Raw genomic sequence first — 20,682 nt, 5'->3', positions numbered from 1 at the left:
ACCAAAAAACATTGCCGTTTTACCCTGCTAAATGCACGACAGCAGGCATAATGCACGCCCCGTCACGGACCCTGAAATCATGCCTCTGCTAGACATCGGCGCCAATCTCAGCCACGAATCTTTCCGTCATGATCTGGACGATGTGCTCGCGCGTGCAGCCGCCCATGATGTCGCGCAAATCATGGTTACGGGCGCGAGTCGCGAAGGCACGATCGCGGCGTACGCGTTGGCCTTGCAGTATCCGAACCGGCTGTTCGCCACCGCGGGTATACACCCGCACCATGCCAGTGATTACGACACCGAAACCGATGCGCTGCTGCGCGAACATGTCGCCTACGACGAAGTAAAAGCGGTCGGCGAAACCGGGCTGGATTATTTCCGCGACCTGTCGCCGCGCGCCGCGCAACTGTTTGCGTTCGAGCGCCAGCTCGATATCGCGGTAAATTGCGGCAAACCGCTGTTCCTGCATCAGCGCGATGCCCACGCGGATTTTCTCGGCTGCATCGATACCGTGCGGCATCAGATCGGCGCGGCGGTGGTGCATTGTTTCACCGGCGAGCGCAAGGAACTGTTCGATTATCTCGATCGCGATCTGTACATCGGCATCACTGGCTGGATCTGCGACGAACGCCGCGGCTTGCATCTGCGCGAGCTCGTGAAAAACATTCCGGCGAATCGGCTCATGATCGAAACCGACGCGCCGTATCTGCTGCCGCGCAACCTCAAACCGATGCCGAGCCATCGCCGCAACGAGCCGATGTATCTCGCGCATATCTGCGCCGAGATCGCGCGTGATCGTGGTGAGGAAGTGGAGCTGGCGGCGGCGCAAACGAGTGCGACTGCGCGTGAGTTTTTTCGTCTGCCGGATGTGGCTGTCGAGCAAACGCCGTAGGCCGATTGAAACGTCGACTGAAACGCCCACGCGGAAAATCATCCGAGCGTAAAAAATGAAGCCGTCATCCCAGCGCAGGCTGGGATGACGGTCTTGCGATGCTTACGGTTTCGGCTTGCGCTTGAAGAAGCGGCTGATCGCCGCGCCGAACGCGGCCAGACCGAGGAAGATGGCTTTCTTCGCAGCGAGCAATACCACGAACAACTTCGCGAACAAGCCGGCTTTTGCCGCCACCGCACCGACCACCAGGGCGCCGAGGCCATACGCCGCGACCTTGTCCGTACTCGCATTGAAGTCGGTGTATTTTTTGCCAGCATCGAACTCGGTCAAAGCCAATACTTTCTGCATGTCGCGCTGCACGACCGGCAATTGATCCATGCCGGCGATCGCATTCATGCTCAGATATCCGCCACGTCCGAGCGCGCGAATATCGTAGTTCAAGGTATGTGCGCCTGCGCCGTCGAAGCTGAGCTCTTTCGCCCAATACAACTTGTTGCTGGTCGCATCGTAATGCGGCGGCTGTGCCCAGCCGACCAGCTGGATCGCGTGATAACCCTGCTTCACGCGTTCCGCATTGCCCTCGCTGGTGCTCTGCTGCATTTCCTTGAGCATGTCGTCGTAATTGATCTTGGCCGCATCCGCATCGGTGATATGACCATCATCGGAATAAGTCAGCACGACTGCCCAGGATTTGTCCGGATCGCTCAACGGCGCGCTGGTCGGCACGAGCATGCCGAGAATGTCGCTGTCCGGCGGATTGCCCCACAAATCCTCGAGCACGCTCTGGGCATCCTTGGCATCGAGATAGCGGAATTCCGGCGTGAGTTTGAGCGTGGCGCCGGCCTTCGCCACGGCCACGTTGCCGGTCTGAAAATGCAGCGCGTCGACAAACTTCTGCACCTGTTGCTGGCGTTGCTCGGGCGTAGTGGTCGGTTCTACGGCCGTGCTGATTGTGGTCGCCAGCGTCAAGGCGGCGGCGAGAAACAGAATCGGTAAACGCATCGTCAAGCTCCCTGGAATCGTCGGTGGTGGATTGGCGACACAACGCCAGACGCTATTCTCCCCACGCCTGTTTGCAAGCTGGCAAGCCGCAACGTTGTTTTCCCCAATCGCGGCATTCTACGACACGACATGGGTTGGCGCTGCAACGAAATGCATGAGCGTTGCGTCCTCATTCGGCCATGGCGAATTCACCTGTGGCGAATTTTTTTCAGGTACTGGATCGGCATGATGTGACAACAGCTTTACCACGCGCACGCTACCATAGCGGCATGATTTATCGCTTCGACGATTTCCAACTCAATTCAGCCACACGCGAACTGCATCGGCACGACATTCTGGTCGCACTGCCGGCGCGCGCATTCGAGTGCCTGGCGTATCTCATCGAACATCGTGAGCGTGCGGTCGGTCGCGATGAATTGATTGCGGCGGTTTGGGGTCGCGTCGAAGTCAGCGATGCCTTGCTCAGCCATACCGTAGTCAAGATTCGGCGCAGCCTCGGCGACACCGGCAACGAGCAGCGCACCATTCGCACGGTGCCACGTTTTGGTTATCGCTGGGTCGGTGAAATTGTGGCGTTGGCCGCATCGGTGGAAACATCACCGCCGATCGTGGCGGCAGCACCGCCGATGGATGCAGTGCCAGCGGATATCGCAGCGGCGGCGGCGCCAGGCATCGAAATGCCGAGCATGCCGTCAGCAATATCGCCGCGGAAAATTCCGCAGCGGATAACGTTGGTACTAGCCGCGTTCGCGAGCATCGCGCTGGTGGTGGTTTTGCTCTGGTTTCTGCTGGCCACGAATCGGCGCGATGTCGCCGCCGTTGCCAGCAATACCGCCGCCGCAAACACGGAAAATTCCGCAGCACTGGCGCTGGTATTGCCCGCCGAAGTCAGCGCGTCGGACGACTGGCGCTGGCTGCGTTTCGGCCTGATGGATCTCGTGGCGAATCGTCTGCGCGATGGCGCGCTGTATACGATGCCGAGCGAGAGTGTGGTCGCCCTGCTGAAACAGCGCGATGTCGCCAACAAGACCGATTTGCTGCACGACACGCAGCTCGCGAAGGTCGCAGCAATGCGCATCTTGCCGCGCGTGCGCAGCGATGGCGCGCGCTGGACGGTGCGCCTCGATGTGTTCGGCGCGCAGAACGATCAGAGTGTCGAGGCGCAGGCCGATGACGCGATCAAAGCCGCGCGCGACGCCGCCGATTTGCTGTTGAACAAACTCGGCCACAAACTTAATATCGCCACTAGCGAACCGACCACACCGCAACTCGAAGAATTGATGCAACGTTCCGGCGCCGCGATGCTGGCCGACCAGCTCGATCAGGCCCGCGACCTGATCCGCGCGGCCACGCCGGAGTTGCAACATCAGCCGCGCGTCGAACAGCGCATGGCGCAGATCGAATTTCGCAGCGGCAATTATGTGGCCACCGAATCGCGCCTGCATGTCTTGCTCGATCGCCTCTCGCCGCAACGCGATGCAGCGCTGCGCGCCCGCGCGCTGATCACTCTGGCCGGCGCTTATTTGCGGCAGAACAAGATTGATCTCGCCAGCGATACTTACGAAGAAGCGATCACCTTGCGCCAAGGCCAATCCGATCCGGTCGTGCTTGGCGTCGCTTATCTCGGGCGTGGCAGCGTGCTCGCGCAGAAACAGCGTTTCGACGAAGCGATCAGCGAACTGTCGCGTGCGCGCACTGAGCTCGAAGCCACCGGTGACGGCCAGGGCGTGGCCGCGGTCGATGTGAATCTCGGCGAGATCCAGAGCATGCGTCACCGCCCCGCCGAAGCGCTGCCGTTGCTGAAAAACGCCGTGCGTGAATTCGAGCTACTCGGCCTGCGCGAAGGTCTGGCTTATGCGCTCGGGCAACAGGCGAGTGCCGAGCGCGAGATGCTGGATTTTGCCGCCGCGCAGGCCACCACGACACGTTTCTGGCCGGCCGAGCAACACACCAACAACCTGCGCCTGCGCTGGACGCTGACCTGCGTGCGCGCCGAAGCGTTGACCGATTCCGGGCAGCATGACGAGGCGTTGCTTTTGCTCTCGCGTATCCGCAACGAAGCCGATCCGCACGCCGATTCACTGGCGCGCGCCTGCGCCGACGCACTGGCTGCGAACATCGCGTGGCGTCATGGCGACGCCGTTGCCGCGGCGCGTTTCGCCGAAGCTGCGCTCAGCAGCGATTTCCGCGATGCTGAACCGACCCGCTACCTGCGCACGGCGGTGTTGCGCACTCACGTATTGCTGCACAACGGTCAAGCTGCAGATGCGGCGGCGTTACTGCAAACCTTGCGCACGTGGATCGGCAGCAATGCCGCTGGCGACTGGCGCGCGATCTACCTGCAACTGCTCGACGCCGAGCAGGACGCCGCCGCGCATCGAACCGAAGCCGCGCTCGAACAATTTGCTGCGGCGTTGCAGAGCGCGATCCGCTTCAACGTAGCGGAGGATCTGGTCGCCGTGGCGGTGCCGTATCTGCAGGCGCTGATCGCGGCCAGTCAGCTCGACAGTGCGCGTATCGTCGCCGGGCGCATCAGCGTCTGGGCGGATCGCGACCTGCGCGTGGCGACCGCGCAGGCGCAACTGTTTCGTGCGCTCGGGCAGAGCGATGCCGCGCGCAAAGCCGAAGAAACTGCAGCGCGATTGCTCGGTCCGCAAACTGCAGCGATGTCCGCCACCCCGCCGCGATAAGGCCATTTGGCCGCTTCGCACAGCGATAACGCCATCCCGGCACAGCTCGTACATCGTCTGCACATCGATTGCGCATGCGCATTTTCGCGCCACTGCGGACAATCCGCGACGCCCGACCGGACCATCGCGTGACTCTTTCGTGCGCATGCAATGCTCGCCCTGTCGCGGCGCTCTGTCACCGTCAATCGCTGAGGAAAAGTCCGGCCATGAACATGAAATTGCTGCGCGTATCGAGTTTTGTTTTATTCAGTCTGCTGGCGATCGTCGGCAATACGACGGCGGCAACGCTGACCTTGGCCGATGTCGGCGGCGGTGCGCTGTCACCACCGGTGACGCAGGGCAACTATTTGTATGTCGGCACCGGCGCTACGCTGACGACGTGGAACATGAGCGATCCGACCCATCCGCTGATCGCCAGTCGCACCAGCGGCGCTCCCGCGCCAGGCCCGGTGCGCGCGCTGGCGCTGGTCGGCGGCTACCTCTACGCCGCATGGAATTCTCCGTCGGATACGGGCGGCATCACGATCTTTTCGCTGACCGATCCAGCGCATCCGCGGGTCGTCGCGGAAATCGACGACTACATCGCTTCGGACTACAAACGCCCGGTCGGTCTCGCCGCATCCGGCAACTACGTGTATCTGGGCGACGCCGACAATGGCCTGGTCGTGCTGGATGCCACCCACCCGCTCGCGCCGGTGTATGTCGGCCTGGTCGGCGGTGTCTATGAATTCGAGGCGATGGGCGTGTATGGCGGCCAGCTGCTGACCACGGGTACGAGTTTCTCCGGCGGCCGCATCGTGCATGTGGTTGATATTTCCGACCCGGCGGCACCGGTCGAGGCCGGCTATACCTCGCTCGACGGCGATACGATTTTGCGCGCGGCACTAACCGACGGTTATGCGATCGGCGTGGGTCTGGATCTGATGATTTACGACTTGAACGATCCGGCCAATATCACGCAGGTATTCGATACATCGATCGATGTCGCTTATCACGCGATCCGCCTCGGCAACGTGTTGTATCTGGTCGGTGCGAGCGGTATCCAGGTCTGGGATTTCACCACGCCGAGTGCGCCGGTGCTGCTGCGCACGGTGGCGATGGACGCGTTCGCGCCGGCACAGGTAGCCGCCACGCCGTTCGGTGCGTTGATCCTGACCGATATCGATCACGGCCTGCTGCTCGGCGGCGCCGATCCGCTGAACCCGGTGCTAACGGCAAGTTTCGTCCTGCCGTTCGGCGTAATGGTGCACGCCGGCGCGTTCGATTCAACCCACGCGTATTTCGCGCAAACTGGTTATGGCCTCGGCGTGTTCGACAGCAACACGTTAGCCGCGCAAGCGCGTTACGACGCCGACTTGCCGGCCAATTTTGCCGCACGCGACATGGAAGATATCTCGGTCGACAGCGGCCGTGCTTATCTCGCCGCCTGGGGCTACGGCGTGTTGATCGCTGACCTGACCGATCCGCTCCATCCGACCGAACTCGGGCGCTTTGATTTTCCGTTCGCCAGCGCCATCGAAGCGCACGGCAATCGCGTGTATGTCGCCAGCACGACCAACGGCGGCATCTTCAAGATCCTCGATGTTTCCAATCCGGCCGATCCGCAGGAACTCGGCGAGCTCGTCACCAGCCAGACTTACGACCTGACAGTGCGCGGCAATTACGCCTATCTTGTTGACGGCGCCACGTTCGGTGATGGCGGCCTGCGTGTGGTCGATGTTTCCGATCCAACCACCCCGACACTGCTCGGCCAATACACCGATTGTACGGAAGCCAGCGGCGTTGACGTCAGCGCCGATGGCAATACCACGTATATAGCCTGCAGCGATGGCAGCCTGCGCATCGTCGATACCACGGGCAAATCGAATCCGCAGCTACTCGGCAGCGTGATGTTGCCGGGCAATGCGCAATTGCCGGACTACAACTCGGCGCATGCCGTGATCGTGGTCGGCAAGGTGGCGTATGTTGGTGACGAATACGGCGTGGCCGAAGTTGATGTCAGCAACAAGCAGGCACCCGCGTTTAGTGCACGACATCTGACCGGATTCTCGGTGCGCAAGCTCGCGTTGGCGCCGGACGGTCGTGTATTCGCGTTCGCCGCCGAGGCCGGCACGTATGTATTCAAGCCGGTGGCGGTAGCGCCCGGGGTGATTGCACGACCGATACCGGCGTTGTCGCTGTGGGCCAGCATTGCCCTGTCGCTGCTGTTCGCGCTGACGATCTGGCGCCGGAATTCTACGTTGCTACGCAACGGGATTTGATCGCGCCGCTGCCTGATTGAATGCGTCATCCTCACCGCATCGCAGCTCGATGCGGTGATGAATATTTCGCGCAATCGAATGCGCGAATCGCGGATCAGCTACGCAAACCGACGCCGCGTTTGAGCAGGTTCAAACTGATCGCCGCTAGCACCACAGCCAAACCGATCATCACCGCATACGCAATGCCCAGACTGATATCGCTGATACCGAGCAGGCCGTAGCGAAACGCGTTGACCATGTACAGGATCGGGTTCGCCAGCGAAATGCCATGCCAGAACGACGAGAGCTGATCGACCGAATAAAACACGCCGCCGAGATAGGTCAGCGGCGTGAGGACGAAGGTCGGAATCAACGCGACATCGTCGAATTTCTTGGCGTAGATCGCATTGATGAAACCCGCCAGCGCAAACACGATCGCCGTCAGCAGCACGGTCGAAAGCGTGACCAGCGGGTGATACAGATGCACATGCGTGAAGCACAGCGAAATCGCCAGCACGATCACCGCCACGATCAGGCCGCGCAGCACCGAGGCGCCGACGTAACCGGTCAGGATCACCCAGCCCGGCATCGGCGATACCAGCATTTCCTCGACATAACGCTGGAATTTCGCGCCGAAGAATGACGAGCTGACATTGCCGTAACTGTTGGTGATCACACTCATCATGATCAGGCCCGGCGACAGGTAATCGATGTAATTGATGCCCGGGCGAATCTCGCCGATTCGACCGCCGATCATGCTGCCGAAGATCACGAAATACAGCGTCATCGTGATCGCCGACGGCAATAGCGTCTGGGTCCAGATGCGCAGAATGCGCGAGATTTCGCGGATCAGGATGGTGCCGAGGGCAACAAGATTGCTGTGCGAATTCATGCTGCCGCTCCCTTGGCTGCGGCCAATACCGACGCATCGACTTTGCCGGCCTCGACCAGGCGCAGGAAAAGTTCTTCGAGCCGGTTGGTCTTGTTGCGCATCGAGGTCACGACCATGCCTTGCGTAGTCAGCGCGGCGAACAACGAATTGAGATCGTGCGAGCGCGACATTTCTGCTTCGAGCGTTTGCGCGTCGATGCGTACGAGCTTGACGCCCGGCACCTCGGGCAGATTGTCGCTAGCGCTGGCGAGATCGAGCACGAAAGTCTCGACATCGAGCTTGGCTAGTAACAGTTTCATCGCCGTGTTCTCGATGATCGTGCCCTTGTCGATGATCGCGATGTTGCGGCACAGCTGCTCGGCTTCTTCGAGATAATGCGTGGTCAGGATCACCGTGGTGCCGGCCTCGTTGATGCCGGTGATGAACTTCCACATCGAGCGGCGCACCTCGATATCGACGCCGGCGGTGGGTTCGTCGAGGATCAGCAAACGCGGCTCGTTCATCATCGCGCGCGCGATCATGAGGCGTCGTTTCATGCCGCCGGACAAGGTGCGCGATGGCATCTGCGCCTTGTCCCACAACGACAATTCCTTGAGGTAACGTTCGGCGCGTTGCCTCGCCTCGTTACGCGACACGCCATAAAAACCAGCTTGGTTGACGCAGATGTCGAACGGTTTTTCGAACTGGTTGAAGTTGATTTCCTGCGGCACCAGACCGATCAGGCGCATCGCTTCGCTGCGATGGCTGTGAATGTCCACGCCGAACACGCGCGCCGATCCGCCACTCGAATTCACCAGCGAACTGAGGATGCCGATCAAGGTGGATTTACCCGCGCCGTTCGGTCCGAGCAAGGCGAAAAAATCGCCGGGTTGCACGCTCAGGGTAATGCCCTTCAGGGCTTGCACGCCGGTGGCGTAGGTTTTGCGTAGGTCGGTGACTTCGAGGGCGGGAATCGTGCTCATGGCTGCGTTATCGGGGCAAGACCGTTAGTATAGCGGCTCCGTAAAATCGCATGGGCGCGGCGTATTCGCGCAACCGGCGCGGACGTATTCAATATCGATTGGAATTTATCTTGGCCGACCACTTCTCCCTCAAACTCGCCGCCAGCCACATGCTTGCGCCCGCCGTGCGTCACATGGCCTTCGAGCGCGCCGATGGTTTGCCATTTGCGTTCATTCCGGGCCAGTTCGTGCAGGTCCATTTCCATTACGACGATGGCAAACCGACCAAACGCAGTTATTCCGTCGCCACGATCGGTGCGGGTGATAGCACGCCGGTGCAGCGGCTGGAAATCGCGGTTTCGTATGTCGATGGCGGTGCGGCGACGAAACTGCTCGGCGGTTTGCAGGAAGGCGAGACCATCGACGCAAGCGGGCCGTACGGCCGTTTCTGCCTGATGGATGCGGACCAGAACAAACGTTATCTGCTGGTCGGCACCGGCACCGGCGTCACCCCGTATCGCGCGATGTTGCCGCAGATCAAACAGCTCATCGCGCAACGCGACTGCGAATTTGCGCTGATCTACGGCGCGCGCAACGAAGGCGAATTGTTGTACGGCGAAGAGTTTGAAGAGTTCGCCAATACGACGCCGGGTTTCAGCTTTCATCCGTGTCTGAGTCGCGAGCCACGCGCGGTGCCGCGTCCGAACGATCGCCGCGGCCATGCCCAGGTCGCGCTCGCCGAGTTGCAACCCGATGCAACCAATGACATCGCTTATCTCTGCGGCAATCCGAACATGGTCGATCAGGCGTTCGAGTTGCTGAAGACCGCCGGCCTGCCGATTCCGCAGATCCGTCGCGAGAAATACGTTTCGTCGCGCTGACGATTCGACCGCGCACATCCCGCGCAAAACAGCCGCTGAATTGCCCGTTCGAACGCCGCTCAATTTGCGTTCGAGCGCGCTAATACATGCCGCGAGTCGATTTGACTCCACGCTAGGCAGTGCCGGCCGCCAGCATCTGACGGATGCCTTCCACATACGGCGTCTTGCGAATCGGCCCGATCAATTGCTGCAGTGCTGTATCGTCCATGATTAACGGATCGGTCATGAGGTAGTTCATCTCGACCATCTCACGCATGAAGCGATTGAACAGGCCAATCAGGCGCAGCATCGTCTTGCCCGCTACACGCAGCTTGAGCTTCGCCCCGGTTTGACGTTCCATCTCCTTCACCAATTCGCGCTGCGTCGTGATACCTGCGCCGGCTAAGTTCCAGATTTTGCCGAACGCCGCCGGCGTATCCAACAGTCTCGCGACCACCGGGCCGACGTCGGGGACGAAGACGAATTCATGCGGGCGGTCGAGCGGCCCGAGCATGTCTGCCGTACCGCCGCGCACGGCAGCGCGCGCCGCACCGTGCAGAAGACTGGCCTCCACGCCAGGGCCGTAGAAGTCTGGCAGCCGCAAGACGGTCGCACGGATTTTGCCGTCTGCATGAGCTTGCATCACCAGATCTTCCTGCGCCTTGCGCATGCGCCCTTTGAAGGTATGCGGCTGGCGCGGATGATCCTCGCGCACCGGGTTGGTTTGCGGCCGTCCATACGGATAAACGGTGCCGATCAGAATGATGTTTTTCACGCCGGCGGCGATGGCACCCTCGAGCGTTTTGCGCATGAGTTCCGGATGCAGTTCGAACTGCCAGTAGTTCACGCCGACCATGTAGATCAAGGTCTCGACACCGGTTGCGGCGGCTTGCACGGAAGCGGGCGAGTCGGGGTTCCATGTGACTATTTCGGCGAGCGGGTCCGCTCCGAAAGCCTTGCGCAGGCTGGCTTCACTGCGGCCGACCACGCGGTACGACTGCCCCTGCTTGGCTAGCGAGGCGGCAATGCTTTGACCGATGACGCCGGCGGCGCCGAACAATGCGACTTTAGACATGACGATACTCCTGGGTTGCGCTCAAACCGAGCGGTGTTGCTGCGAGAGAGCCCAGTTTGCAAGATCGACTGATAAATGAAAATTGCCTAGAATCGCATCGTATCTATAAATAAATGCATATCATAATGTTGGAAAAAGAGCCGAGCTGGGAGTGGTACCGAACCTTTCTGAATGTGCTGGATACCGGCTCGCTGTCAGCGGCGGGCCGTGCGATGGGCCTGACTCAACCAACGGTCGGTCGCCACATCGACAGCTTGGAGAAGGCGTTGGCATTAAAACTGTTCACGCGCTCGGTTGATGGTTTTGCGCCAACCGATGCCGCGCTTGAACTGAAGCCGTATGCAACCGGTGTGGCCTCGACTGCGGCCGCGTTGCGCAGGGTTGCGAGTAGTCACGGATCAGGTGTTCGCGGCACGGTGCGCATTACTGCAAGCGAGATCATTGGCGTCGAGGTGCTGCCGCCGATCCTCGCGGCACTGCGTGGCAAACATCCCGAGCTTATCATCGAGCTAGTGTTGTCGAACAAAGTGGACGATCTGTTGCACCGCGAAGCGGATATCGCCGTGCGGATGCTCCGACCGACACAGCAGGCTTTGGTAGCCAAGCGGGTCGGTGGTATCGAATTGGGCCTGTTTGCGCGCAAAGATTATCTGCGGATGCATGGCACTCCCGCAGCGATGGATGCCTTGTCGTACCACGCCATCATTGGTTTCGATAATGAGAGTTTGTTCGTCCGAAAACTTCAGGAGAAGTTCCCGATGTTTTCGCGGGCGGCACTCGCGTTCCGTGCGAATAGCGACCTCGCACAACTCGCGGCCATTCGCGCGGGCTTCGGTATTGGCGTCTGTCAGTCGGCACTCGCGGCGAAGGACAAGAGTCTCGTGCGTGTATTGAAAAGCAAGTTTTCACTAAAGATGGACACGTGGATCGCAATGCACGAAGACCTGCGCGAAAGCCCGCGTTGCGCGGTAACTTTTGCGGCACTTGCTGAGGGACTCAGTGCGTATATCCAGCGTTCGTAGCCATTCGCACTGCCTCGGTCATCGCCAGCGGATTGCCGATCGATCCATCCTGCCGATCATCGCGGCCTCACCAGCAGCGCAAGACATCTGCAGCACAATGACAGATCGCGGTTGCTCGAATATTAAATTAAATTTATTTTAGATTCGGACAAAAATGAAGGGATTCTAATAACTAATGATATTTCTCCAAGTCGAATGGATTGCTGTCGCTACACAGGAGTTGTCTGCTTGATCTCATAAGCCATCGTATTTTTATCGTCGCGAATTCGTTTTATTGATTTTACTTGCCACACTGCTGCGAAAGGATTTACGATCACCCGCGCTTTGGGGGAGCGCCAATTAGATCTTGTCGATTCACAATAACCTGGAGAAAGGCATGTCTACGTTTAAACGTTGCACGGTTTCTGCTGCATTGAGTCTGGTGACCTTGGGCTGGCTCGCGCCTGCTCTCGCAGTTTCCAGCGAAGAGTCCATCGATCAACAAGTGGAAGTCGCGGCGCAAGTCGCGGAAGCACAGGCACAAGAGGCATGGCGCGGGAACATGGCGCGCATCGAAGCACCGGGAGAGGGTTGCTTCCAGAGCAGTTATCCCAGCATCGCCTGGACCGAAGTCGCTTGCCAGAGAGTGGTTCCGCGTGTCGCACCGCGACCACCAAAGTCAGCTGTCGATGCCGGTTCGAGCACGTCGGCGCTGAGCACCGACAGTGGCGCGGGGCAGACCACGGGCAATGGCGTTGATTACGTGATTCAAAGCGCCGGCCTGATCAAGTCGACGGTGGGTACCTTTCCGACCGTGACCGGCGTTACCTCGGAGAAAGGCGTGGGTGTTGCCGCGTTCGGTGGCGGCGGCATTCTCGGCGCAAACGAATACACGTTGCAGATCAACTCGAACTACACCGGAACCACGTCGACCTGCGCTGGCCATTCGGGCTGCACGGTGTGGCAGCAGTTCATCTATTCGCCTGACTACAGCACCAAGGGCACGGCGTTCGTGTTCATGCAGTACTGGCTGATCGGCTACGGCGGCACGAAGTGCCCCAGCGGCTGGATGAGCGCCGGCGGCGGCGATTGCTACCGCAACAGCGCTGGCGTGAACGCGCCCGATGAACCGATTACCCAGCTCGCCAGCCTCAAGCTTTCGGGTTCGGCAACCTCCGGCGGCAACGACACCGTTACGTTCACGCATGGCACCACGGCCTACACGATCAGCGCCAGTGACAACGTAGTGAAACTGGCCAGCGTGTGGAAACAGTCCGAGTTCAACATCGTCGGCAACGCCGGTGGATCGAAAGCCCAGTTCAATACCGGCTCATCGGTCACCGTGCATGTCGCGATCACCGATGGAACCTCGAACAAGCCGACGTGCGTTGCCAATGCCGGCTCCACCGGCGAGACCAACAATCTCAACCTGGGTAGCTGCACGGCCTCGGCCGGATCGACGCCGTCGATCCAGTTCGTCGAGTCCAATTGAGACATCGGGTCGCATTGCTGTGAGATAACAGCGGGATGGGGGCCAAATGGCTTCCATCTCGTTTCCGTCTTCGATCCGATATTTTAATCGATCCATGCGATTTACCTCCGCGCTGCTTGCATCGACAATGGACTGAATGTGGGTGGATCGAACCAATGCCTAATACCCCATTGTTTGTAGCGGGGCAGTTTATTCCTGCGTAATTCAGGTGCTAATTCAGCACCTAGACGAAAAATCCGGCCTTCTTCAATTCATGCCGGCTTTGTTCGAATCCCTTTTGCGGCACGAATTCGCCGCGGCGATCGGCGAGTTCGACCCACTGTTCGAGCAAGCCTTCGGCGGAAGGTGGCTGTTGCGAAAAGTGGATGCCCTGCGTCAACGTGATGTTCGCCATCTCGAAACTGCCGGCGCCAGCGCAAATGATCGCGCGCGTTGGCGCATCCTGCGACACCAGTGCGAGCATCGCGTGGCTGACGAGATCGGGCCGCAGCATCGCCAGTTGTTCTGCCGGCAGGATGCCTTCCATCATCTGCGTGGCGGCGGTGGGTGCGACGCAGTTCACGCGGATGTCGTACTTCATGCCTTCGATCGCGAGCGTCTGCATCAGACCGACCAGCGCCATCTTCGCTGCGGCATAGTTGGCTTGACCGAAGTTGCCATACAGCCCCGAGGATGATGTCGTCATGACGATACGACCGTAGTTCTGCGTGCGCATGATTTCCCAGACTGCCTTGGTGCAATTGACCGCGCCCATCAGGTGCACGTCGATGACCAGACGGAAATCGTCAATCGCCATTTTTACGAACGTCTTGTCGCGCAGAATGCCCGCGTTGTTGACCAGGATATCGATGCGGCCCCAGGCATCCATTGTTGAATCCACCATCTGCTGCACGAAGTTCGCATCGGTCACCGAGCCTAGCGCGACACGTGCCTGGCCACCGGCTGCGTTGATCTCGTGCACCACCGATACCGCGGCGTCACCGAGATCGTTCACCACCACGCGCGCACCGTGTTGCGCGAGCAATAGCGCGTGCGCGCGGCCCAGTCCGGCGCCAGCACCCGTCACGATAGCAACGCGATTCGTCAGATCAATCACCATGGTTTCCTCATCTAAAGCGTTTCGGATTTGTCTCGGTCACGCGCCAGATCAACAACCGTTGCGCGCTGCCGCGGCGGCAGAGTAGCAGCGGAACAGGTGACGGTAAAGATATTCACTCGCGTGTGAATTAGTATTGACATCGTTACGAAAAGGTAGCCAAATACGGTCGACGCCGAATATACGGTGCACTTAATAGGTTCCTGAAGGGAGGGATCATGAATCTCATCACCATGAGAAGTTTCACGTGCTCGCTGGGTTTTGCCGTACTCGTTTTGCCGTTGGGAGTTGGGCATGCCCAGACCGCCGCGGCGCAATCCGATACTGAAACAAAAACGCAGGACGCCAATGTCCTGAGCACCGTCACCGTCACCGCCGAGCGTCGCGACGAACCGTTGCAGACGACACCGGTTTCGGCGACGGTATTGTCGGGCGACGACCTCGCCAAGATGGGCGTGAATGTCGTTGATCAGCTGCAGTTCGCGACGCCATCGGCGACCGTGAACAACTTCGGCCAAGGCCTGGATTTCAACATCCGCGGCATTGGTAAGGCCGAACATAATACGCAGACCACAACCGGCGTCATCACCTATCGCGATGGCGTGGCGACGTTTCCCGGTTACTTCACCGAAGAGCCGTATTACGACATCGCCACTGTGCAGATCTTGCGCGGACCGCAAAGCACGTTCGGCGGACAAAACGCGACTGGCGGTGCGGTATTCGTCACCTCGAATGATCCGGTCATCGGCGAAGGTTATCGCGGTTACATCACCGGCCAGCTCGGCAACTACAGCGATGTCGCTCTGCAGGGCGCGATGAATATTCCGATCAGCGACACGCTCGCGGCCAGAGTTGCCTTTAACGGTGACAATCGCGATAGCTTCTGGGATATCAGCGGGCCATATACCGGTTCGGATGCGCGGCAGCGATCGCAAAGCGCGCGCATCAGTCTTTTGTGGCAACCGACTACTGCGTTGTCGGTTTTATTCAAGACCGATTACAACCATCTCGACATGGGTGCATATCCCGCTGATCCAGCCACGGCAAGCAACGATCCGTTCCGCATCACTGCCAATGCCGATCTGAAGGCGCTCGATGAATTTTCGCGTTCGGTGTTGAAGATCGACTACGAATTTTCGAATGGCGTGAAGTTTCGTTCGGTGTCCGGTTACCAGGACGGCACGACCGCTTATCGTGCCGATCTTGATGGCACCAGCGCGCCGATTTCGATCTTTCGCGATCTGGTCGACGAGACCATCTATTCGCAAGAGTTCGATCTGATCTCGCCGAGTTCGGGCAAGTTCAGCTGGGTGCTCGGCCTGTACGGGCAGACGGATACGTACGACTTTCCGGCGGGTGAATTCGTGATCGGCGTACCCGGCGGAACTCCGGCATCGGAATACACCCTGCAGGGCAAGAATCCGAAGCACGCCGCGGCGGTATTCGGTCAGGTCGGTTACGAACTCACCGATCGGCTCAAGCTCGAGGTCGAAGGTCGGTATTCGCAGAACCGCACCTCAAACGATGTTTCGGTGGTGCAGTACGGCTTGCCGCTGCTCGATACACAGACCGCGAAGTTCTCGAACTTCTCCGGCAAGGTGGCGTTGAACTGGACACTGAGCGAGCAGGATTTCCTGTACGCGTTCGTCGCTACCGGCTCGCGTCCGGGTGGCTTGAATGTGCCGGTGGGCCTCGGTATTCCGGCGCCGTTCGATGCGGAAAAAGTGGTGACCCTCGAAGCCGGCTGGAAAGCGAACTGGCTCGGCGATCATTTACGCACGCAGTTCAGCGTGTTCCACAACAACTACAAGAATTTCCAGGTGACGGTCGGCTATCCGGACTTCCCGGTGTTCGGCATCGAACTCAACGATCCGAACGCGACCACGATTTCCGGATTGGAAGGCCAGATGCAGGCAGTGTTCGGCCCGTGGTCGATTGATGGCGGCTTCGGCTGGATGCACAGCAAGCTCGGGCGGTTCTACGCCAACGATCCGCGCATCGTCGGCAGTGCGCCGTGCGATCCGGCCAACGGTCCGAGCAGCGCCAACTGTATCAATCTTGATGGACGCCAGCAGACCTATGCGCCAAACCTCACGGTCAACTTCGGCGTGCAGCGCGAGTTTCGCGTCGGCAGCGACATCATCACGCCACGGCTGAACTACGCACATATTGCCGGGCAGTGGGCCACCTTGTTTGAAAACGAAACACTGGGCGATCGCCTGGGCAGCCGCAACATCCTCGGTGGGCAGATCTCCTGGCTGCACGGCGATCTGATCACGACGTTGTACGGCACCAACCTGACCGACCAGCACTACGTCGCCGCGCTCAATTCCGGGCTTCGCTTCGTCGGTGCGCCGCGCCAGGTCGGCGTACGCATCACCAAGATGTTCTGATCGATTGCAGGGCAATCAATACAGCCCTGATCAAAAACACTGTTCTCCGCGTCGCCGTGCAAGCGGCGGCGCGGTCGACACTTACGGATAACTGATTCACGCATGCAGTCGTACGCTCTGACGATAGACAAGTTTCTCGATCACGCCGCCAAATGGTCCGGTGCGCGTGAGGTGATTTCGGCTGACACAGAAGTCACACGGCGCACCAATTACGCCGTATTGCGCGAGCGCAGCAACCGGCTGTCGGGGGCATTGCGCACGCTTGGCCTGAGCCTCGGCGATCGTGTCGGCACGCTGGCGTGGAATACCCAGCATCATTTCGAAATGTATTACGCAACGATGGGTGCGGGGCTGATCTGCCACACGCTCAACCCGCGTTACACCGCCGCGCATCTCGCTGCGATCATCAACGAAGCGCAGGATCGTGCGCTCGCGGTGGCGTCGAATCTCATAGCGCTGTTGAGCGAACTACTGCCGCTGTGCCCGACCATCGAACATGTCATTTTGATGGATGGATCTGCGCCGGAAAATTTTCCCACACGCGATTCGCGCGCCACGCTGTGGTTGCATGACACCTTGCTCGACGAACGCGGCGCGGCCGTCGCGTGGGGCGATTTCGCCGAGACCACGCCTGCCGGACTCTGCTACACCTCGGGCACCACCGGTGCGCCGAAGGGCGCGCTGTATACGCACCGCTCGAATTATCTGCACACGTTGCATGCACTGCAGCCCGACGCGATCGCGCTGAGCGGCCGCGACACCGTGCTGTTGGCCGTGCCGATGTTCCATGCCAACGGCTGGGGCTTGCCGTTTGCCGCGCCGGCGGTCGGCGCCAGACTGGTGTTGCCGGGCCGCAATGCCGACGGCGCCAGCCTGACCAAACTGATGCGCGATGAAGCGGTCACGTTCGCCGCGGGCGTGCACACGTTGTGGCTCGGCGTGATCGATCACCTCGATGCGGTCAACGGGGAGTTGCCGGATCTGGAACGCATCCTGATCGGCGGTTCGAAATGTCCCGATGCCTTGATCCGGCGCATGCAGGATTGCCTCGGTGTGCGCGTGCAGACGAGCTGGGGCATGACCGAAATGTCACCGCTCGGCAGCATCGCCGCGCCGCACGCACGCGCATCGGCGAAACTCGGATCGGGCCGCCCGCCATTGGGCGTCGATCTCAAACTGACCGACGCGAATGGCACGCCTCTGCCCGCCCAACGCGATGCAGTGGGACATCTGAAAGTGAAGGGCGCGAGTGTCGTCGATCGTTATTACGGCGCAGAGATCGACGTACTCGACAACGAAGGTTATTTCGACACCGGTGACTTGGCCAGCATCGATGACGAAGGCAATCTCACGATCTGCGGGCGCTCGAAAGATCTGATCAAATCCGGCGGCGAGTGGATCAATCCGGCCGAGATCGAAGACATCGTCGGCCATCATCCGGCGGTAGCGCTGGTGGCCGTGATCGGCCGCGCGGATCCGAAATGGGGCGAGCGCCCGGTGCTGGTGGTGGAAATACGCGCGGGGCAGACGGTCGCCGCCACCGAGCTGCTGGCCGGTTTGAAAGGCAAGGTCGCCGATTGGTGGATTCCGGATGCGGTGGAGCAAGTCAGTCCGATGCCGTTGGCGGCCACCGGCAAGATCGACAAGCAGCAGCTGCGCGCGCGCTACACGCAGGCAAGCAACGTGGAAGAGTGACAAGCTGCGGAGTGAGATCATGTTGCGCACAGGAAACGCGATGCATAGACTCAAGCTCCTGCTTCCGATCCGATTGCCGCACTGATGCCTACTGCTAAAAAACCGCGGCAACCCCGAAAAAAGGCTGAGCAACGCGCCGAGAGTATCGAGCAGATCCTTGATGCCGCGGAATTTCTATTTTCCGAAAACGGACTGCACGGCGTGACCTTGCGTGACGTCGCCTTGCGCGTCGGCATTCACACCACGCTGGTGCACTATTATTTTCAGGACAAGCAGCGCCTGTTCGAGGCGGTGTTCGCGCGCCGCGCGAGCGTCACCAGCGGTCGCCGCATGGAAGCGCTGGAACAATACGAAGCGCGAGTGAAAGACAAACCAACCGTCGCCGGCGCGCTGCACGCGTTTCTCGACACCGATCTCGATCTGTATTTCGAGGGCGGCGAAAACTGGATGAACTACGCTTCTCTGTGCGCGCGTGTCAGCAACACACCCGAGGGTGCGGCGCTGATGGATGTGCATTTCGATCCGGTCGTGCTCAGGCTCGTCAGCATTCTCAAACGCGCGTTGCCGGATTATTCCGACGAGGATATTTTCTGGGGCTACCACTTCGTCACCGGCGCGCTCATGAACACGCTTGCGCGTACCGGACGCATCGATCGCCTCTCCGGCGGCATCTGTCACTCCGATGATTTTCCCGCGGTCAAAGAACGCATTACCAAGTTTATGGCGGCGGGATTTCTCGCCCTCAAAAAACGCTCGAAGTCAGCCGCGCGCTAGCGGTCGAGCCTGCACTCGACCGCCGATCTTTTGCCATCGATTACGGGCAGTCGCTTTTCACCTGCACTAGCTTCGGCGAGATGATGCCGACGTTCCAGTTCCACGGCTGCGTGCCGTTGGCCAGGCGTCGGCAGACGGCTTCCTGATGCAGCTCATACATTCCCGGCAGCAGGTGTTCGGCGGCTTGCGGTGTATCGGCAAAATTCATGTAGGCATGTGTCGTACCGAACGCGGGCCAGTCGGCTTCGTTGGTGGCATGCGGTTTGCCGCTGCGCGCGAAGCTGGTCCAATAGCCGATCATGGCGTCGGACATGCGTGCTTCGCGACTGGTCGCCGGAACCTTCGGCCACAGCGGCGGCGCGCGCCCGGCGGTGCCGAACACATACGGAATTTCGCTGGCATGAAACGCATGCAGGTTGGCCGCGTCGGCCGCGTCATAACCGTGATCGAAAAAGTACAAAAAGGCCGGCTGACCAAGCGCAGTTTGCTGCCGCACCAGATGCTCGGCGGTCCAGCCGTACAAGGCGTCACGCGTGGTGGCGAAGATGCTTTCTTGCATTTGCGCGGCTGGGTAGTGACGCAGGAAATCATCGGCGAGATCGAGATAACGATCGCGGATCACAGTCTCGTATTCCGTCGCACTCGCGAGCTTCGGCGGCGAGAGGAAGGTTAGTGAGCGGATCTCGCCGCTGTTGAAGCCGGCCAGCAGCGGCACGGGTGCTTGCTCGTGGCGATCAAACACTTCGACCAACTGCTTCGGCAAAATCTGTCCATCGATCGTGCCGAATGGCGAATAACCAGCGGCCGCCGCGGCCTCGGTGAGTTTGTTCGCATCGAGCGCGCGCAGCGCGGTCAGGGTCGGCGCGCCCAATGCCGCGGCCACTTTCTGGCCGATCGCCTCGGCGGCAAATTCGCCGTGCCGACTCTGCTTCAGTTCGGGCGTTGAAATCATGTACGCGCTTTCGGCGATGGCCTTGGCGAACAAACCGCGCGCATCGGGCGAAGCCATCAAATACATCACACTCAGGCCGCCGGCGGATTCGCCCGCGATGGTGACGTTGGCCGGGTCGCCACCGAACGCTGCGATATTCGCCTTGACCCAACGCAGCGCTTCGATCTGGTCGAGCAGGCCGTAATTGCCGGAGATGCCGCGCTTCGATTCGGCGCTGAGTTCCGGATGCGCCAGATAACCGAGCACGCCGAGGCGATAGTTGATCGACACCACGATGACGCCCTGCGCCGCAAGTTTGGCGCCGTCGTACAAGCGCTCTTTGCTCGCGCCTTTGACCAGCGCGCCGCCGTGGATCCAGACAAACACCGGTGCCTTGGTCGCCTGCGCAGGCGCCCAGATATTGAGCGTGAGGCAATCCTCGCTGGTCGGTTTGATGTCGCTGGTATACAGGTTCGGCACCAAGGTTGCGGGCTGGATGCAGGCCGGACCGAAGTCGTCGGCCTTCTTGATACCGGTCCACGCTGGCTGCGCTGCGGGCGGCGTCCAGCGTGCTGCACCGACCGGCGGCAATGCGTACGGAATGCCCTTGAATACGTGCAGGGAATCCTCGACCTTGCCCTGCAATTTGCCGACCGATGTGATGACGATGGGGGCCGTTGCGGCCTGCGCTGTGGAGGACATGAAAAA

Annotated in this window: 15 protein-coding genes; 9 read left to right on the top strand and 6 right to left on the bottom strand. The window is 60.2% G+C overall.

What is annotated here, in order from left to right:
• Nucleotides 1-79: 79 nt before the first annotated feature.
• Nucleotides 80-892, top strand: a complete 813-nt coding sequence (locus ELE36_RS19050) for a TatD family hydrolase (protein ID WP_129836129.1) — start codon at nt 80-82, stop codon at nt 890-892.
• Between the two features lie 102 nt (nt 893-994).
• Here ELE36_RS19050 and ELE36_RS19045 read toward each other — a convergent pair whose 3' ends face one another.
• Nucleotides 995-1,894, bottom strand: coding sequence for a DUF2167 domain-containing protein (locus ELE36_RS19045; protein WP_129836127.1), 900 nt, complete (start codon nt 1,892-1,894; stop codon nt 995-997).
• A gap of 269 nt (nt 1,895-2,163) precedes the next feature.
• On the opposite strand from ELE36_RS19045, the gene ELE36_RS19040 reads away from it, so the two are divergent.
• Nucleotides 2,164-4,584 carry a winged helix-turn-helix domain-containing protein gene (locus ELE36_RS19040; RefSeq protein ID WP_165371698.1) on the top strand — a complete coding sequence of 807 codons (2,421 nt, stop codon included), beginning with the start codon at nt 2,164-2,166 and terminating at the stop codon, nt 4,582-4,584.
• A gap of 206 nt (nt 4,585-4,790) precedes the next feature.
• Entirely contained in the window at nt 4,791-6,845 is a 2,055-nt protein-coding gene (locus tag ELE36_RS19035) for an LVIVD repeat-containing protein (RefSeq protein WP_165371697.1), read from the top strand.
• A gap of 94 nt (nt 6,846-6,939) precedes the next feature.
• Here the strand turns inward: ELE36_RS19035 and ELE36_RS19030 are convergent, their stop codons facing one another.
• On the bottom strand, nt 6,940-7,716 hold the full coding sequence (locus ELE36_RS19030) for an ABC transporter permease (RefSeq protein WP_129836121.1): 777 nt from the start codon (nt 7,714-7,716) through the stop codon (nt 6,940-6,942).
• The gene (locus tag ELE36_RS19025; protein WP_129836118.1) at nt 7,713-8,678 is read right to left on the bottom strand and encodes an ABC transporter ATP-binding protein; all 966 of its coding nucleotides are present in this window, start codon (nt 8,676-8,678) and stop codon (nt 7,713-7,715) included. Before ELE36_RS19025 ends, ELE36_RS19030 begins: the two co-directional genes overlap by 4 nt.
• Nucleotides 8,679-8,788: 110 nt before the next feature.
• On the opposite strand from ELE36_RS19025, the gene ELE36_RS19020 reads away from it, so the two are divergent.
• Nucleotides 8,789-9,538: an FAD-binding oxidoreductase gene (locus ELE36_RS19020; protein WP_129836116.1), complete on the top strand. Its 750-nt coding sequence runs from the start codon at nt 8,789-8,791 to the stop codon at nt 9,536-9,538.
• Nucleotides 9,539-9,650: 112 nt separating this feature from the next.
• Here ELE36_RS19020 and ELE36_RS19015 read toward each other — a convergent pair whose 3' ends face one another.
• The gene (locus tag ELE36_RS19015) at nt 9,651-10,592 is read right to left on the bottom strand and encodes an NAD-dependent epimerase/dehydratase family protein (RefSeq protein WP_129836114.1); all 942 of its coding nucleotides are present in this window, start codon (nt 10,590-10,592) and stop codon (nt 9,651-9,653) included.
• A 125-nt stretch (nt 10,593-10,717) separates the two neighbouring features.
• Here ELE36_RS19015 and ELE36_RS19010 point away from each other — a divergent pair, with 125 nt between their 5' ends.
• Both ELE36_RS19010 and ELE36_RS19005 read left to right on the top strand, forming a co-directional pair.
• Nucleotides 10,718-11,614, top strand: a complete 897-nt coding sequence (locus ELE36_RS19010) for a LysR family transcriptional regulator (RefSeq protein ID WP_129836112.1) — start codon at nt 10,718-10,720, stop codon at nt 11,612-11,614.
• Between the two features lie 376 nt (nt 11,615-11,990).
• Nucleotides 11,991-13,085 carry a hypothetical protein gene (locus tag ELE36_RS19005; protein WP_242512308.1) on the top strand — a complete coding sequence of 365 codons (1,095 nt, stop codon included), beginning with the start codon at nt 11,991-11,993 and terminating at the stop codon, nt 13,083-13,085.
• Nucleotides 13,086-13,308: 223 nt separating this feature from the next.
• On the opposite strand, the gene ELE36_RS19000 is transcribed toward ELE36_RS19005, so the two are convergent.
• Complete coding sequence (locus ELE36_RS19000) at nt 13,309-14,181, bottom strand: SDR family NAD(P)-dependent oxidoreductase (RefSeq protein WP_207215821.1); 873 nt, start codon at nt 14,179-14,181, stop codon at nt 13,309-13,311.
• 218 nt (nt 14,182-14,399) lie between these two features.
• Here ELE36_RS19000 and ELE36_RS18995 point away from each other — a divergent pair, with 218 nt between their 5' ends.
• The 3 genes from ELE36_RS18995 to ELE36_RS18985 all read left to right on the top strand — a co-directional run bounded on the left by ELE36_RS18995 (nt 14,400) and on the right by ELE36_RS18985 (nt 19,043).
• Nucleotides 14,400-16,574, top strand: coding sequence for a TonB-dependent receptor (locus tag ELE36_RS18995; protein WP_129836108.1), 2,175 nt, complete (start codon nt 14,400-14,402; stop codon nt 16,572-16,574).
• Nucleotides 16,575-16,676: 102 nt separating this feature from the next.
• A complete protein-coding gene (locus tag ELE36_RS18990; protein WP_129836106.1) occupies nt 16,677-18,269 on the top strand; it encodes an AMP-binding protein in 1,593 nt (530 codons plus the stop codon).
• Between the two features lie 84 nt (nt 18,270-18,353).
• Nucleotides 18,354-19,043 carry a TetR/AcrR family transcriptional regulator gene (locus ELE36_RS18985; RefSeq protein WP_129836104.1) on the top strand — a complete coding sequence of 230 codons (690 nt, stop codon included), beginning with the start codon at nt 18,354-18,356 and terminating at the stop codon, nt 19,041-19,043.
• Nucleotides 19,044-19,083: 40 nt separating this feature from the next.
• On the opposite strand, the gene ELE36_RS18980 is transcribed toward ELE36_RS18985, so the two are convergent.
• Entirely contained in the window at nt 19,084-20,676 is a 1,593-nt protein-coding gene (locus ELE36_RS18980; protein WP_129836102.1) for a carboxylesterase/lipase family protein, read from the bottom strand.
• Nucleotides 20,677-20,682 lie beyond the last annotated feature (6 nt).

It is taken from the genome of Pseudolysobacter antarcticus (genome assembly GCF_004168365.1).
Lineage (GTDB): Bacteria > Pseudomonadota > Gammaproteobacteria > Xanthomonadales > Rhodanobacteraceae > Pseudolysobacter > Pseudolysobacter antarcticus.
This window is presented reverse-complemented; position numbering and strand designations above follow the sequence as displayed.

Excerpts from the sequence above, each read along its gene's own strand:
- ELE36_RS19050 (WP_129836129.1), top strand. The coding sequence starts at position 80 with ATGCCTCTGCTAGACATCGGCGCCAATCTCAGCCACGAATCTTTCCGT.
- ELE36_RS19045 (WP_129836127.1), bottom strand. The coding sequence starts at position 1,894 with ATGCGTTTACCGATTCTGTTTCTCGCCGCCGCCTTGACGCTGGCGACC.
- ELE36_RS19040 (WP_165371698.1), top strand. The coding sequence starts at position 2,164 with ATGATTTATCGCTTCGACGATTTCCAACTCAATTCAGCCACACGCGAA.
- ELE36_RS19035 (WP_165371697.1), top strand. The coding sequence starts at position 4,791 with ATGAACATGAAATTGCTGCGCGTATCGAGTTTTGTTTTATTCAGTCTG.
- ELE36_RS19030 (WP_129836121.1), bottom strand. The coding sequence starts at position 7,716 with ATGAATTCGCACAGCAATCTTGTTGCCCTCGGCACCATCCTGATCCGC.
- ELE36_RS19025 (WP_129836118.1), bottom strand. The coding sequence starts at position 8,678 with ATGAGCACGATTCCCGCCCTCGAAGTCACCGACCTACGCAAAACCTAC.
- ELE36_RS19015 (WP_129836114.1), bottom strand. The coding sequence starts at position 10,592 with ATGTCTAAAGTCGCATTGTTCGGCGCCGCCGGCGTCATCGGTCAAAGC.
- ELE36_RS19010 (WP_129836112.1), top strand. The coding sequence starts at position 10,718 with ATGTTGGAAAAAGAGCCGAGCTGGGAGTGGTACCGAACCTTTCTGAAT.
- ELE36_RS19005 (WP_242512308.1), top strand. The coding sequence starts at position 11,991 with ATGTCTACGTTTAAACGTTGCACGGTTTCTGCTGCATTGAGTCTGGTG.
- ELE36_RS18995 (WP_129836108.1), top strand. The coding sequence starts at position 14,400 with ATGAATCTCATCACCATGAGAAGTTTCACGTGCTCGCTGGGTTTTGCC.
- ELE36_RS18990 (WP_129836106.1), top strand. The coding sequence starts at position 16,677 with ATGCAGTCGTACGCTCTGACGATAGACAAGTTTCTCGATCACGCCGCC.
- ELE36_RS18985 (WP_129836104.1), top strand. The coding sequence starts at position 18,354 with ATGCCTACTGCTAAAAAACCGCGGCAACCCCGAAAAAAGGCTGAGCAA.
- ELE36_RS18980 (WP_129836102.1), bottom strand. The coding sequence starts at position 20,676 with ATGTCCTCCACAGCGCAGGCCGCAACGGCCCCCATCGTCATCACATCG.